At 66.8% G+C, this 14,719-nt stretch carries 11 protein-coding genes and 1 pseudogene; 7 read left to right on the top strand and 5 right to left on the bottom strand.

Annotated features, from left to right (window positions below):
- Window positions 1-77 precede the first annotated feature (77 nt).
- Both BM133_RS22755 and BM133_RS35710 read left to right on the top strand, forming a co-directional pair.
- Window positions 78-1,148, top strand: coding sequence for a tetratricopeptide repeat-containing glycosyltransferase (locus BM133_RS22755; protein ID WP_093438739.1), 1,071 nt, complete (start codon window positions 78-80; stop codon window positions 1,146-1,148).
- A gap of 200 nt (window positions 1,149-1,348) precedes the next feature.
- On the top strand, window positions 1,349-2,737 hold the full coding sequence (locus tag BM133_RS35710; protein WP_093438741.1) for a collagen-like domain-containing protein: 1,389 nt from the start codon (window positions 1,349-1,351) through the stop codon (window positions 2,735-2,737).
- A gap of 217 nt (window positions 2,738-2,954) precedes the next feature.
- Here BM133_RS35710 and BM133_RS22765 read toward each other — a convergent pair whose 3' ends face one another.
- The 4 genes from BM133_RS22765 to BM133_RS22780 all read right to left on the bottom strand — a co-directional run bounded on the left by BM133_RS22765 (window position 2,955) and on the right by BM133_RS22780 (window position 8,220).
- Window positions 2,955-4,316 carry an ATP-binding protein gene (locus BM133_RS22765; RefSeq protein ID WP_093438744.1) on the bottom strand — a complete coding sequence of 454 codons (1,362 nt, stop codon included), beginning with the start codon at window positions 4,314-4,316 and terminating at the stop codon, window positions 2,955-2,957.
- Between the two features lie 173 nt (window positions 4,317-4,489).
- The gene (locus tag BM133_RS22770) at window positions 4,490-5,014 is read right to left on the bottom strand and encodes a hypothetical protein (RefSeq protein WP_143100184.1); all 525 of its coding nucleotides are present in this window, start codon (window positions 5,012-5,014) and stop codon (window positions 4,490-4,492) included.
- Between the two features lie 4 nt (window positions 5,015-5,018).
- On the bottom strand, window positions 5,019-6,593 hold the full coding sequence (locus BM133_RS22775; RefSeq protein ID WP_093438750.1) for a class I adenylate-forming enzyme family protein: 1,575 nt from the start codon (window positions 6,591-6,593) through the stop codon (window positions 5,019-5,021).
- Between the two features lie 535 nt (window positions 6,594-7,128).
- A complete protein-coding gene (locus BM133_RS22780) occupies window positions 7,129-8,220 on the bottom strand; it encodes a Bug family tripartite tricarboxylate transporter substrate binding protein (protein ID WP_256219315.1) in 1,092 nt (363 codons plus the stop codon).
- 314 nt (window positions 8,221-8,534) lie between these two features.
- Here BM133_RS22780 and BM133_RS22785 point away from each other — a divergent pair, with 314 nt between their 5' ends.
- The gene (locus BM133_RS22785) at window positions 8,535-9,569 is read left to right on the top strand and encodes an AraC family transcriptional regulator (RefSeq protein ID WP_218158398.1); all 1,035 of its coding nucleotides are present in this window, start codon (window positions 8,535-8,537) and stop codon (window positions 9,567-9,569) included.
- 91 nt (window positions 9,570-9,660) lie between these two features.
- Here BM133_RS22785 and BM133_RS22790 read toward each other — a convergent pair whose 3' ends face one another.
- Window positions 9,661-10,674 carry an AraC family transcriptional regulator gene (locus BM133_RS22790; protein ID WP_093438755.1) on the bottom strand — a complete coding sequence of 338 codons (1,014 nt, stop codon included), beginning with the start codon at window positions 10,672-10,674 and terminating at the stop codon, window positions 9,661-9,663.
- Window positions 10,675-10,881: 207 nt separating this feature from the next.
- Between BM133_RS22790 and BM133_RS22795 the strand changes: the two genes are divergently transcribed.
- The 4 genes and pseudogenes from BM133_RS22795 to BM133_RS35560 all read left to right on the top strand — a co-directional run bounded on the left by BM133_RS22795 (window position 10,882) and on the right by BM133_RS35560 (window position 14,696).
- Window positions 10,882-11,673, top strand: a complete 792-nt coding sequence (locus BM133_RS22795; protein WP_093438757.1) for an SDR family oxidoreductase — start codon at window positions 10,882-10,884, stop codon at window positions 11,671-11,673.
- Window positions 11,674-11,709: 36 nt separating this feature from the next.
- Window positions 11,710-12,948, top strand: a complete 1,239-nt coding sequence (locus BM133_RS22800; protein WP_093438760.1) for a styrene monooxygenase/indole monooxygenase family protein — start codon at window positions 11,710-11,712, stop codon at window positions 12,946-12,948.
- A gap of 14 nt (window positions 12,949-12,962) precedes the next feature.
- Window positions 12,963-14,195 (top strand): annotated as a pseudogene (locus BM133_RS35775) (styrene monooxygenase/indole monooxygenase family protein); the annotation flags it as partial.
- A 3-nt stretch (window positions 14,196-14,198) separates the two neighbouring features.
- Window positions 14,199-14,696: a flavin reductase family protein gene (locus BM133_RS35560; RefSeq protein ID WP_256219334.1), complete on the top strand. Its 498-nt coding sequence runs from the start codon at window positions 14,199-14,201 to the stop codon at window positions 14,694-14,696.
- Window positions 14,697-14,719 lie beyond the last annotated feature (23 nt).

The raw sequence follows: 14,719 nt of genomic DNA on the forward strand, positions 1-14,719 counted from the left end.
TTCACAGCGCAGGCGCGGCTGGCTATATATAGTGCGGCGCTGCCATCCCCATCGACCAGCCCTGAGACCGCCACGCCATGCCGCGCATCTGCCTGAACATGATCGTCAAGAACGAATCGCCCGTGATCGAGCGATGCCTGGCTTCGGTGCGACCGTGGATCGACCACTGGGTGATCGTCGACACCGGCTCGACCGACGGCACGCAGGAGCGCATCCGCGAATTCCTGAAAGACGTGCCCGGCGAGCTGCACGAGCGGCCATGGCGCGATTTCGCGTTCAACCGCAACCAGGCACTGGACCTGGCGCGCGCGCATGGCGACCACATCCTCTTCATCGATGCCGACGAGACGCTCGCGGTGCCCGAAGGCTTCGCCTGGCCCGCGCTGCCGGCCGATGGCTACCAACTGCGTTGCGAGATCAACGACTGGCGCTACTTTCGCAACAGCATCGTGGCCACGCGCCTGCCTTGGCGCTGGGAAGGCGTGCTGCACGAGTACCTCACCTGCGACCATCCGCACGCGTGGGACAGCCTGCCGGCGCCGTCCATCCAGGTGTCGCACGACGGTGCGCGTGCGCGTAGCGCCGACACGTACCTGCGTGACATCGAGGTGCTGGAACGCGCACTGCGCGACGAGCCCGGCAACACGCGCTACTGCTTCTACCTTGCGCAGAGCTACCGCGACGCGGGGCGGCTGGAGGAAAGCCGCGAGCGCTACGCGCAGCGGGCCACCATGGGCGGCTGGGAGGAGGAGGTCTGGTTCTCCGTGTTCCAGGTGGCGGTCGTCGACGAGCGCCTCGGCGCGGCGCCCGCGGCGGTGCGCGATGCCTACCTCGCGGCCTACCAGATGCGCCCTACGCGGGCGGAGCCGTTGTGCGCGCTGGCGCGCTATCACCGTTTGCGCGACGAGTTCGCGCTGGCGCATCTCTATGCGCAGCAGGCGGCGGCCATTTCCCTTCCGGCGGATTCGCTGTTCGTGGATAGTGCCGTGTACACGTGGCGCGCGCTCGACGAACTGGCCGTGAGCGCGTATTTCGCAAACGCGCGCGAGCAGGGCGGGGCGGCGGTGAAGCGCCTGCTGGACGAACGGAAGTTCCCGCTCTCCGAGCAGGCGCGCATCGAGGCCAACCGGACGTTCTACGGGCTTTGAAGGCCCCCGGCGGGCGGGATCTGCAAGTCCGAACCCCGTCGCCGCCTGGTTCCCGATCGCTCATGGCGAATGCGTTGGATGAGGCCCGGCGCTGCGAGCCGCCTCGAGCGTTGTAAAAACTCCTTTCTGACGGATTTGTAATACTTGGATTAAGTAATCGTTGGTAACAATCGGCGCTCCCAACCACCAGGAGAAGAGCGATGAAATTACCTTCCCATGCAGCCGTCAGCGCTGCAGCTGCGGCCCTTTGTCTGGGTCTTGCCGGGTGCGGCGGAGGGGGGAACGACGGACCGTCGTTCCCCTTTTTGCCATTGGCGACGACGCCGACCAACACCGGCGGGGCTCCCACCACCAGCAATCCGAAAAGCTCGGTCCTCGCAGGCGCCGGTGATCCGACCGCGGACATCGGGTCGGATGGAGATTTCTATCTGAACTACACGACCGTCTCGCTGTTCGGTCCCAAAGCCGGCGGCGCGTGGCCGGCGGGCGTGAACTTGCGCGGCGCGGACGGCGCGGCGGGTCCTGCGGGCCCGGCGGGCGCCATGGTTCGCTACGGCACCACCGACCCGCTGGCCGCCGTGGGTTCGGAGGGCGATTTCTACCTGAACACCACCACCAGCATCCTGTTCGGTCCCAAGACGGCCGGCGCGTGGCCGCTGCCCGGCGTGCCGCTGATCGGGCCGACCGGCGCCACAGGCCCGACCGGTTCGACGGGTGCAACGGGTGCGACAGGGGCAACCGGAGCGACGGGTACTCAGGGCCCGACGGGTTCGACCGGGGCGACGGGGGCGACTGGTGCCACGGGCGTTCAAGGCCCGACGGGTACGACCGGAGCAACGGGGGTGACCGGTGCCACGGGAGCCCAAGGTCCGACAGGTTCGACCGGAGCAACAGGTGTGACCGGCGCCACAGGCGTCCAGGGCCCGACGGGTTCGACCGGGGCGACAGGAGTGACCGGCGCCACGGGCGTTCAGGGCCCGACAGGTTCGACGGGAGCAACAGGGGTGACAGGCGCCACGGGTCTCACCGGAGCGACGGGCGCGGCCGGTCCCACGGGTTCCACCGGAGCAACAGGCGCTACGGGCGGCACTGGTGCGACCGGTGCCACGGGCGCAACGGGTCCGACGGGGGCAACCGGTCCGACCGGCGCGACGGGGCCCACCGGGGCGACAGGTGCCAACGGCGCCGGAGGCTACAACGCCAACTACTCCGCCACCGCGGCGACCGCCAACACCGTCTACCGCCTCAATCCGAGCGGCGTGGGCCTGACTGCGGCCGGCTCAAGCAACTTCGAAGGCTTCGGCGTGCTGCTTCCCAGCGATTGCAACCAGGGCAAGCTGAATGTTGGCTTCACGGGTGGAGCACCCGGCAACTACACGTTCCAGTTGGTCAAGAAATCGGCGCCGTCGTACGCCGTCACCTCGCCTACGGCACTGGCTTGCACGGTGGCCCAGGGCGGCACCAGTTGCACCTTCAATGCATCCAACGTCGCGGCTACCGGCGACATCATCTACATGCAGATGACCGGTACTCAGGACCTGGTTGCCGGCTCGACGATGGGGTTCGTGTCGCTGGTCTGCACGCCCTGACGCAGCAATACGCGCGCAACGGCAACTTCAACCCGCTTCGGCGGGTTTTCTTTTGTCCATGACTGGACGAGCAGCGCACCAAGAGCAGAGGCTGCAACGTGGTCGGGAGGAGGGCGTCTTGAAACAAGTCTGCGACGGCTTCCAAGGCCGATTGGACAATGTGCTGCAAGGCTTCCGTCGCGACGTGGAGCGGCGAGACCCTCGCCCCGGAGACCGCCTACAGAAGCTTCGCACCCGAGAGACGTGTCGCCGCGAGGTCGATGCCCAGCGAGGTGTCGATGTGTCCCGCCTTGAACGCGGGGTCGCCGAGCACTGCGTCGACGAAAGACAGATTGGTCTCGACGCCGCGTATCTCGAAGGCCGCCAGCGCACCTTGCAAGCTGGCGATCGCAGCTTCTCGCGTGGGCGCGCTCGCGGTCACCGTGGCCAGCATCGTGTCGTAGTGCCTCGATACGGTGCACCCTTGCGCATACCCGGTTTCCACCCGGATTCCGGGCACAAGGTGCGGTGGCGCAAACACGTTCAGGAACCCGGTCGATGGCAGGAAGCGCAGGGGGTCTTCTGCATACACGCGCGCCTCGATCGAATGGCCTTCAGACGCGATGGGCAGCGGCGCAACGGTGTCGATCCGCTCGCCGCATGCCAGGCGGATCTGAGCCTGCACGATGTCGATGCCCGTGACTTCCTCGGTCACGGCATGCTGGATCTGAAGACCCGTGTTGAGCTGCAGGAACACGAACCCCGACTCGGGCGTGTAGCGCATCTCGACGGTGCCGATGCCGTCGTAGCCCATGGTCGACAGCAGGCCGGTGATCTTGCTGCCTGTGTGAGCAAGCTCGGCTGCGTCCAGCCGCGGCGCGCGGGCCTCCTCGATGATCTTCTGGTGGCGGCGCTGGACCGAGCAGTCCCGCTCGTAGAGAAAGCGCACGCCGCCATGGCGATCGGCAAGATACTGGAGTTCGATGTGGCGCGGCCTGACCAGGAGTTTTTCAAGATAGAGCTCGCGGTGGCCGAAACTGCGGGCAGCGATCGAGCCGGCCTGTCTCCAGGTGCGCTGCACGTCTTCGCGGCTGCGGATCGGCAGTATGTCGATGCCGTTGCCGCCCGCTGCCTTGACGAGCACCGGATAGCCGATGCGCTCGGCGGCCACGCGGACCGCACCCAGGTCGCTTCCCAGAAGCGACGAACTCGGGCCCATCGGCATTCCATGACCGGCCACGAGCGCGCGGGCCTGCGTTCCATGAAGCGCATCGATCCATCGGGACGACGGCCCTATGAAGCGCATGCCGGCCGCCTCGACGCGCCGCGCGAAAACCGCGTTCTCGGCAAGGGCTCCGCAGCCCGGGTGGATCGCGTGGGCGCCGGTGAGCCGGGCAATGTCCAGGATCGCGTTCTGGTTGAGGTAGGTTGCCAGGACGTCGCAGCCTTTGAGGGCCATTCGATGATCCGCCTGCGCAAGGTAGGGGAGATCGCGGTCCGCATCGGAATACACGGCGATCGATTCCATGCCAAGTGCTTTCGCCGCGCGCAGGATCCGTGCGGCGATGGCGCCACGGTTCGCGATCAGAAGACGCCTCATGGCTGAACCCGAACCTGAACCTGGGTCGCAGCAAGGGCGGCGGCAATCGGGCGGTCCGAGGCGTCAGGCCTGGTCGGGCAGCGCAAGGAGATGTCCAGTCCGACCCATCGACATCTGCTTCTTCACGGTGATGTTCTTGCCTTCAAGACGAATGACATGCGGTGACGGCGACATCAGCGGATTTCCAACGAAAGCATCGGGCCGAGGTCGTGCGCTGCCTGTCGAGGTTCGTTGCGAGCCTTCTGCACGGGCGGCATCCTGCATCCGCTCGCGGCCATGGCGATCCGGGGCGAACGCCGGCACAGGATCTCCAGCCGGGCGGTCAATTCGACATCGCCGATCGACGACATCACGAAGTCGCTTCGACCGGTCATGAGGATGCTCGGTGCCGCAGAGATCTGATGGGGGTGCAGAACCAGCAGGGTGGCGACATCGCGCGGGAAAAACGCCGCCAGCGCACGCATCTCTCCGACCACATGGCGCCAATCCCCGTCGAATGTGAGCATGAGCAGGTCGAATCGACTGCCATGGCGCAGTGCCGCCGCGAGTTCCTGAGGTCGTTCGAACCCCGTGCTGCCATAGCCGAGGTCGCCCAGCATGCAGCGGTGCCGGGAGAAAAAGTATTCGATACCGAGCACTGCCGCATTGCCAGGACGGCCGTGCGCCTCATCGTCCATTCGATGCGTGTCGTTCTTCATCATTTCACGCCTGCACCGAGCCGACGGCAGATCGGGTATCCCGTCTCGGCGTTTTCTCCGAAGCCCGCAGCTCGCGCTTGAGAACCTTGCCGATGGCGCTGCGCGGGAGTTCGTCGATGAAGTGCAGGCGTGACAGGCGCTGCGTCTTTCCCAACTGGCCGTTGGTCCATTGCAGCAGCGCATCCTCCGTGGTGGTGTCGTCCGCGCGGCGCACCACGAAGGCCTCCGGCGTCTCGCCCCATTGCGGGGACGGCACGCCGACCACCGCCACGTCCACCACCGCCGCGTGGCCGCGCAGCACGGTCTCCAGATCGCTCGGGTAGATGTTGAAGCCGCCGCTGATGATCATGTCCTTCCTGCGGTCCACCAGGATCAGGAAGCCGTCGGCATCGAAGCGACCGATATCGCCGGTGCGGATGAAGCGCTGGCCCGCGGCATCGAACCACTCGGCTTCGCGCGTCTTCTCGGGCTGGCGGTGGTAGCCGGTCATCATGCCCGCCGAACGGCCCACGACCTCGCCGGCCGTCTCCCCGCCGTTGCGCGGCAGCTCGTTGCCTTCCTCGTCGATCAGCCGGATGTCGCTGCCCGGCGCGGGCTGGCCGACCGTGTGCAGCTTGGCCGGGTGCAGGTGGGCCTCCAGGATGCAGGTCCCGCCGCCCTCGGTCATGCCGTAGTACTCGACCAGCCCTCCCGGCCAGCGCCTGAGCACGTCGGCCTTGAGCTCGGCGTCGAAGGGGGCGCTGGTGCTGAACTTGAAACGAAACGAGGAGAGGTCATGCGCGCTGAAGCGCGGGTTCGCCATCAGGCGCTGGTACTGCACCGGCACGAGCATGGTGTGCGTCACGTGGCGCCGCCCGGCCAGCTGCAGGTAGCCTTCCACGTCGAACCTGGGCATCAGCACCGCGCAGCCTCCGAACGCGACCGCCTGGAAAAACACCACCAGCGTGGTGTTCGAATAGAGCGGGGTCGACAGCAGCGTGACGGCGTCGGAGTCGAACTCGTACCTGGCACCGCGCTTCACGTGGGCCCAGCGCATGCCGTGGCCCTGCACGACGCCCTTGGGTTCGCCGGTGGTGCCGGAGGAATAGATGATGTTGAAGGGCCAGGAGGGCCGTATTTCCACGGGCCTGGGCCGCACACCTTCCGGTGCAAGCCAGTGCGCGAGGCTGCAGCAGATCGAAGACCCATCGAGCGCGACACGCGCAATCCCCCCGTCCTTGGCGGGACCGGCCACCTCGGCAGTCGACGCATCGGTGAAGAGGATGCGTGCATCGGCATCCCCGACCATGCGCGACAGGCTTGCCGGCGTGGCGCCGGGGGCCAGCGGCGCGACCACCACGCCCGCGCGCAGTGCACCCAGGAATACCGCCGCGTAGTCCAGTGACGACGACGCGCAGATGGCGATCGCATCGCCCGCCTCCAGGCCGTCGCGTTGCAGGCCGGCCGCGACGCGGTCCATCAGCGCGTCGAGTGCGCGGTAGCTCATCGTCTGCTGCGCGTTCGCCAGCGCGGCGGTGTCGGGCGTGTGTTGCGCATGGAGGCGAATCAGGTCGGCGACGCTGCAGAAATCGCGTTCCATCGCTTCTTGAACAGAGGCGTGCATGAGGTGGGTCGATCCTTGGATTTACGCGGTCGTGAAGAGGTGCTTGATTGCTGCCGATCTTTGCGCGTGCGTCCTGGCAAGAAAAGGTGCGGACAGACCGCTTTTCGGTGAGTTCAGGACTGGCAGCGCATGCGAAAGCCGGGTCGATTCGCCGTGGCCCGAAAGCACATCGAAATGACCCATTCGCACCTTCGCAGCGAAGTAAGGCCTGCCTACACTCCGGGCCATCGGCTGTCACACCGCAGGCGCATGAAGTACCTTGGGAGAAGGGATGCTTCAACGGGAAATGGCGAGGAACGGGGAAGGAACAAGGAGGAAGAAAGCGGCCAAGGGCCGCGCTTCGATGCGGCGCTTGCCTTCACCGCGGCAGTCGCTCGCATCCAGCGGCGCCTCTCGCCGGCAAGGGGAGGCCGAACTGCTGTGCGAGGCATTTCCGCACCGGCATGCAGCCCAGGCTTCCCGTCGCGCATGCCCTCGATCGCGGCACGCGCAACCTATCCATGTGGCGCGATCAATCGAGTGTCGCGCCGCTGGCCTTGACCACTTGCTGCCACACCGGCATATCCTTCCTGTAGGCGGCCGCGAACTCCTCCGGACCGCGCGCCACGGGATCCATGCCGAAGGATTCGAACCTGGCCCTGACGTCGGGCAATCTCACCGCCGCGCGCACCTCGTCGGCGATACGTTGCTGTATGGCCTTCGGCGTCGCCGCAGGCGCCGCGAGACCGATCCAGCCGACGATCCGGAACACATCGTCCTGCAGCCCCTGTTCGGCCAATGTCGGCACGTTCGGAAAGAAATTCACCCGCGTTTCGCCAGTGATGCCGATCGGCCGCAACTTGCCGGCATCGATGAACGGCTTGGCCTCCGCGATGCCCACGAACGAGAGCGGGATCTGCCCGCCAACCAGGTCCTGGATCAGCGGCGCTCCGCCCTTGTAGGGCACATGGGTCATGTCCGCATCGAGGACCTTGCTCAGGTGCGCGCCGGTCAGATGGGCCGACGATCCGATGCCCCACGAGCCGTACGAGAGCTTGCCCTTGTTGGCGGCAAGGTACGTCTTCAGCTCGGCGACATTCCTGACCGGTACTTTCTCGTTCACGACCAGCATGATGGGCGCCAACGCGATCTGCGACACCATCATCAGGTCCTTCTGGGGGTCGTACGGCAGTTTCTTGAACAGAAACTTGTTGATCAGCAGCGACGTCGAAAGCGACACCACCAGCGTATGGCCATCGGGTGCTGCCTTCGCCACCATGTCGGTGCCCACGATGCCGCTGGCGCCGCCCCTGTTGTCGATGACGATGTTCTGGCCGAGCGCCGGGCGCATCTTCTCGGCCACGATGCGCGCCACCGTGTCGGTCCCGCCACCGGCTGGATAGGGCACGACCAGCGTGATCGTCCTGACCGGGTAAGTCTGTGCCTGCGTCGCGCCGGCCAGGAAAAATGCCGCGGCCCACAGGCCCCGGCGGATGAAGTGTGCGCATGGCTTGCTCATCGATTTGTCTCCTTGTGATCTTCTTGTCATACAAAAGCCGGGAGGAAAAATCTCCTCCCTTCGGTCAAGGCACCAGTCGCAGGCGATCGGCGCCGGGGCGCCCATCAACTCCAGCGACGGGACACAACCGGGCGCGGCGCCTCCACGCCGTTGCGACAGGAGAGCGCTACGCTTGAGGTTCCCGTTCCCGATCGTTTCGCAACCGCGGCGATGGGAACAGGTTCGTTGGGGCCGTCTGGCGGTGATTTAGGGACAGTCCGCATAGGCAGCCCAGGGGTTGGCCACTACCGTGGCGAACACCTGCAAGATCGTTCGGCGTGTCCGCGCTGCGGCCGGCCGCTGTCGCTGCACAAGTGCCGGGGCGCCCGAAGCGAAAGGCGCCGGTTCATTGCACGTCGTCTGCAGAAGGAAAACATCCCATGGTGCATTGCCAGCCGCCCGACCTGGAGTCCCGCGTATACACGCCCCAGCGGATCATCGCCGTGGTCGGTGTGCTGTCCGAAGACGGCATCGCGGCATCGGAGGCGCTGGCTGGCAGCGGCCTGGACGAGCAGGCGCTCCATCTGCAGGAGACGCGTGTCTCGTACCGCCAGATAGCCACGGTGTTTCGCAACGCGCTGCGGCTGGCGCCCGACCCGGCCATTGCACTGCGTGCCGGCACGCGCATGCACGTCACCGCCTTCGGCATCTACGGCTACGCGCTGCTCAGCAGCCCGACGCGTGCCGACGCCATCGACTTCACCGTCAAGAACAGCCGCGCCATGGGGCCGGTCACAGATATCGGCTACACCCAGGACGGCGTCACGGAGACCTACAGCTTCGAGGTGCTCCTCACGCCGGATCCGGCCGATGCGCTCTATCGTTTTTCCATCGAGTTCACTTTCGCGGCGCACCTGACGGTATCGCGCGATGTGTACGGCGAGCTGTATGGCTACTCGGCGATACGCGTGGCCTATCCGATGCCTGCGCACGCGGATGCCTACCGGGAGGTGCTGCATTGCCCGGTGCAGTTCGACCAGCCCGTCAACGAGCTTCAGCTGGACATCGCGGCGATCCACCGCATCCCCCGGCTACCCGACTCGGTCACCCATGCCATCACGCGCGAGATGTGCCAGCAGTTCCTGCGAGACCTCGTGCAGTCCGACGGCGTTGCATCCACGGTGCGCCGCGTCCTGATCGAACAGTTGCCATGGCGTTTTCCGAATATCGATTCGATTGCCAGGGAGCTTGCCATGCACCCGCGCACCTTGCGCCGCAAGCTCGAGGCTGAAAGCACGAGCTATCGGGATCTGCTTGCAGACGTGCGTCGGGGATTGGCAATCGAATATCTGCGCAAGACCCGCATGAGCACCGAGGAGATCTCCAGCCGCCTCGGCTACAGCGACGCGGCGAACTTCAGGCATGCCTTTTTGCGCTGGACGGGAAAGACTCCCCATGAATATCGCCGAAGGTGAAGAGCGGCATCGAAAGCGAGAGCGTGGTGCCTGAGCCCTTGCCGCCGCGCGGGAGACATCGGGGAGCCGACGTGCCTCGGCCCGGCGGAGATCAAAGGGGGCGCAATCCCCGCGTCTCGGACGGCCGCTCCCCAAACCGCGCCCGGTATTGCGCCGCAAAGTGCCCCAGGTGAAGAAAGCCATATTTCTGCGCCACCTCACGCACGCCGCTCCCACCAACACCAGCCGACGCCTGCAACTCGGCCCGCACCCGGTCGAGTCGCGTCTCCCGCAGAAACTCCATCGGCCCTTGCCCCGCGTGCTGGCGAAACGCCAACTGCAGCGCACGCGCACTGCACCCGACCTCCCGGCACACATCGGCCAGCGACAGCGGTTCCTCGGCATGCGCCGCCATGTACTCCTGTGCCCGGCGCACCACGCGCGGCAGCAAGCGGCGTTGGGCGTCCCCGGCAAGAGTCCGCGAGTGGTTATGCCCCGCCGACATCAACAGGCTGGACATCAGATACGCCTCCGCATGCTCAGCCAACGCGCTGCCAGCCTGCAGCGCATTTCCCGCGTCGAGCGTGAGCCGCAGGTAGTCGATGAAATGCACCAGCGGCGCCAGTGCCGGGTTGTCCAGCGGCACGCCGAGGTCGAACACCAGTGCCTGCCCGACGGGCGCCTGAAGCAATGATTCGAGCCGCGAGAGCAATGCCGGGCGGGACAGCTGCACGATCAGGTGCGGGCTGTCGTCGGCCCAGCGCATCGAGAGCGGTTCGGTGGGCGAGGGCAGCGAAGCGAGGCGGGGCGTGGCGTCCACCTGCTGCGCGCCGCAGCGGATCTCGGCGCCGCCGCGCAGCGGAATCTGCAGCAGGAAAAAGTCCTGCAGGTAGCCGGGGTCGATCTGTACGCCGGGCCCGTACTGCACGTAGTTGAGGCTTACGTCCCGGTGCAGCCGCGCGCTGTGGTGGCAGGCATCCAGTTCGGTGCGCGGCCGCAGCATGACCAGCCCGTGCGGGCAGAACACGCGGGCCACGCTTTCGCGTGCCTCGTCCATGTCGTGGCTCTCGAACAGCCGATAGCGCTGCAGCGGCAGAGGCAACGTGGGGGTCGTGACGGTTTCCATGGGGCGAAGGCACCCTAGCAAAAACCATCCCCACCCACAATTCGGGCCACCCCTCGGCAAAAACCTGCGCGCCAGGGACATCGCCTGCGTTTGCGGGACGCTCCAGCGGCCCACCCCCTCGTAACGTTCGCTCCACAGGCCAGCCAGGCCTGCCTGATCGATCCATCGACCGATCAGCCGATCGACCCACCGAGGAGAGCAAGCGTCATGTTCAAGGGACTCGCAGGCAAGAGCGCCATCGTCACCGGCGGCGCCACATTGATAGGCGTGGGGCTGGTGCGCGCGCTGCATGCGGCCGGCGTGAAGGTCGTGGTCGCCGACATCGATGCCGACAACGGCCAGGCGCTGGCCGATTCGCTGGGCGCCGGCGTGCGCTTCGTGCGCACCGACATCACCGACGACGCGCAGGTGCAGGCCTGCGTGGCCGAGGCGGCGGCGCAGCACGGCGGGGTGCACTTTCTGGTCAACCTCGCGTGCTCGTATGTGGACGACGGCTTCAAGTCGCCGCGCGCCGACTGGCTCACCTCGTTCAACGTGAACGTGGCGAGCGCGGTGGCGATGCTTCAGGCCGCGCATCCGCACATGGTGGCCGCCGGGGGCGGGGCGGTGGTCAATTTCACGAGCATTTCCTCGCGCGTGGCGCAGACGGGGCGCTGGCTCTATCCGGTGAGCAAGGCCGCGATGGCGCAGCTCACGCGCAACATGGCGATGGATCTCGCACAGGACAACATCCGGGTGAACAGCGTCTCGCCGGGCTGGACCTGGTCGGCCGTGATGGAGCGCCTGAGCGGCGGCGACCGCGCCAAGACCGATCGCGTGGCCGCGCCCTTTCACCTGCTCGGGCGCGTCGGCGATCCGGACGAGGTGGCGCAGGTGGTGCTGTTCCTGTGCTCGGACCACGCGAGCTTCGTGACCGGTGCCGACTACGCGGTGGACGGCGGCTATTCCGCCATGGGCCCCGAGCAGGCCGTGCCAGCCATTCCCCTGTTGATGGATTGAACAGAGCTCTTAGCGGAGCAAGAAGGAGCAGATGAAATGAAGCGAATTGCCATCGTCGGCGCGGGCCAGTCGGGCCTGCAATTGGGGCTGGGCCTGCTCGCTGCAGGCTACGAGGTCACGATGTTCAGCAACCGCACGGGCGAGGACATCCGCCGCGGCAAGGTGATGTCGAGCCAGTGCATGTTCGACACCTCGCTGCAGATCGAGCGCGACCTGGGCCTGGACCACTGGGCGAGCATCTGCCCCACGGTGGACGGCATCGGCCTGGCCGTGCCGCACCCTGAGCAGAAGGGCGCCAAGGCCATCGACTGGGCCGCGCGCCTGAACGCGAGCGCGCAGTCGGTCGACCAGCGCGTGAAGATCCCGGCGTGGATGGATGAATTCCAGAAGAAAGGCGGCGAGCTCGTCTTCAAGGACGCGGGCATCGACGAGCTGGAGGCCTGCACGCAGAGCCACGACCTCACGCTGCTCGCGAGCGGCAAGGGCGAGATCTCCAGGCTCTTCGAGCGCGATGCGCACAAGTCGCCCTACGACAAGCCGCAGCGTGCATTGGCGCTGACCTACGTGAAGGGCATGGCGCCGCGCGCGCCGTTCTCGGCGGTGTGCTTCAACCTCATTCCCGGCGTGGGCGAGTACTTCGTGTTCCCCGCGCTGACGACCACAGGGCCCTGCGAGATCATGGTGTTCGAAGGCGTGCCCGGCGGTCCGATGGATTGCTGGGCCGACGTGAAGACGCCCGAGGAACACCTCGCGCGCAGCAAGTGGATCCTCGATACCTTCACACCGTGGGAGGCCGAGCGCTGCAAGGACATCGAACTCACCGACGACAACGGCATCCTGGCAGGCCGCTTCGCGCCGACGGTGCGCAAGCCCGTGGCAACGCTGCCTTCCGGGCGCAAGGTGCTGGGCCTGGCCGACGTGGTGGTGCTCAACGACCCGATCACGGGGCAGGGCTCCAACAACGCGGCCAAGTGCGCCGACACGTACCTCAAGAGCATCCTCGCGCGCGGCGACGGCGCGGCCGATGCGGCCTGGATGCAGCAGACCTTCGACCGCTACTGGTTCGGCTATGCGCAATGGGTCACGCAGTGGACCAACATGCTGCTCGCGCCGCCACCGCCCCATGTGCTCAACCTGCTCGGCAGTGCCGGCGCGGTGCCGCCGCTGGCGAGCGCGTTTGCCAACGGCTTCGACGATCCGCGCACCTTCTTCCCGTGGTTCGCGGACGCCGCGGAATCGGAGCGCTACATCGCCACCTGCGCGGCTGTCGCATAACCCGGAGCGAACGCATGAAGCGACGCGTGGCCATCGTCGGCGCCGGGCAGTCCGGCATGCAGCTGGCGCTCGGCCTGCAGCGTGCGGGGCATGAGGTGACGGTTTTCTCGAACCGTTCGGCGCGGGAGATTCTCGAAGGACCGGTGATGTCCAGCCAATGCATGTTCGAGACCGCGCTGCAGACCGAGCGCGAGTTGGAACTGGACTGGTGGGCGGACGAATGCCCCGCGATCGACGGCATCGGCATCGCGGTGCGCAACCCCGAGGGCGGCAAGGCCATCGAATGGTGCGCGCGACTCGATGGGCCGGCGCAGTCGGTCGACCAGCGCCTCAAGATCCCCGCGTGGATGGCCGGGTTCGAAGATCGTGGCGGCCGGCTGGTGCTGCAGGACGTGGGGCTCGACGACCTGGAAACCTGCGCGCAGACGCACGACCTCGTGGTCGTGGCGAGCGGCAAGGGCGAGATCTCGAAACTCTTCGAGCGCGACGACGCGCGCTCCCCTTGCGACCAGCCGCAGCGCGCGCTGGCGCTCACCTACGTGAAAGGCATGAAGCCGGCCGAGCCGTATGCGCGCGTGTGCTTCAACCTGATTCCCGGCGTGGGCGAGTACTTCGTGTTCCCCGCGCTGACGACGACAGGGCCGTGCGAGATCATGGTGTTCGAAGGCGTGCCCGGCGGCCCGATGGACTGCTGGGCCGACGTGAAGACGCCCGGGGAACATCTCGCGCGCAGCAAGCAGATTCTCGAAACCTTCCTGCCGTGGGAGGCCGAGCGCTGCACCCACATCGAACTGACCGACGACCACGGCATCCTCGCGGGCCGCTTCACGCCGACGGTGCGCAAGCCCGTGGCGACGCTGCCCTCGGGCCGCAAGGTGCTGGGCCTGGCCGATGCGCTGGTGCTCAACGACCCGATCACCGGGCAGGGCGCCAACAACGCGGCCAAGTGCGCAGACATCTACTTGAAGCGCATCCTCGAGCGTGGCGACGCGCCGTTCGATGCCGCATGGATGCAGGAGACCTTCGACCGCTACTGGGAGGGCTATGCACGCTGGGCCACCGACTGGACGAACAGCCTGCTCGCGCCGCCGAAGCCGCACCTGCAAAAGCTGCTGCAAAGCGCGACCCACATGCCCGCGGTGGCGAGCACCATCGTCAACGGCTTCGACGATCCGCGCATCTTCGCGCCGTGGTGGTTCGATGCCGCCGAGGCCGATCGCTTTCTCGAAGCCCGGGCGCGCGAGGCAGTCGTGGACCGCTTCGACCGGCGCGACTTCCGCAAGGCGCTCGGCCAGTTCAGCACCGGCGTGACCGTCATCACCACCCGTGCCATCGACGGCCGCCGCGTGGGCATGACCGCCAACTCGTTCTCCTCGGTCTCGCTCGATCCGCCGCTGGTGCTGTGGAGCCTGGCGCGGCAGGCGCCGAGCGTGGACGATTTCACCGGCGCCAGCCACTTCGCGATCAATGTGCTCGCGGCGAACCAGCATCACCTGTCGCGGCAGTTCTCCACGCCGCAGGCGGACAAGTTCGCCAGCGTCGGCTGCTGCGAAGGCACGGCCGGCGTGCCGCTGCTGGACGGCGCCATCGCCCGCTTCGTCTGCCGCAACGTGAAGCAGTACGACGGCGGCGACCATCTCATCTTCATCGGCGAGGTCGAGCGCTACGATCGCTTGGACGGCGAGCCGCTGGTCTTTCATTCGGGCTACTACCAGGTGACGACGCGACACCCCGAATGCATGCAGTGAGCACGCCGCCCGCAGCACCACCC

It is taken from the genome of Variovorax sp. 770b2 (assembly GCF_900115685.1).
Taxonomy (GTDB): domain Bacteria; phylum Pseudomonadota; class Gammaproteobacteria; order Burkholderiales; family Burkholderiaceae_C; genus Variovorax.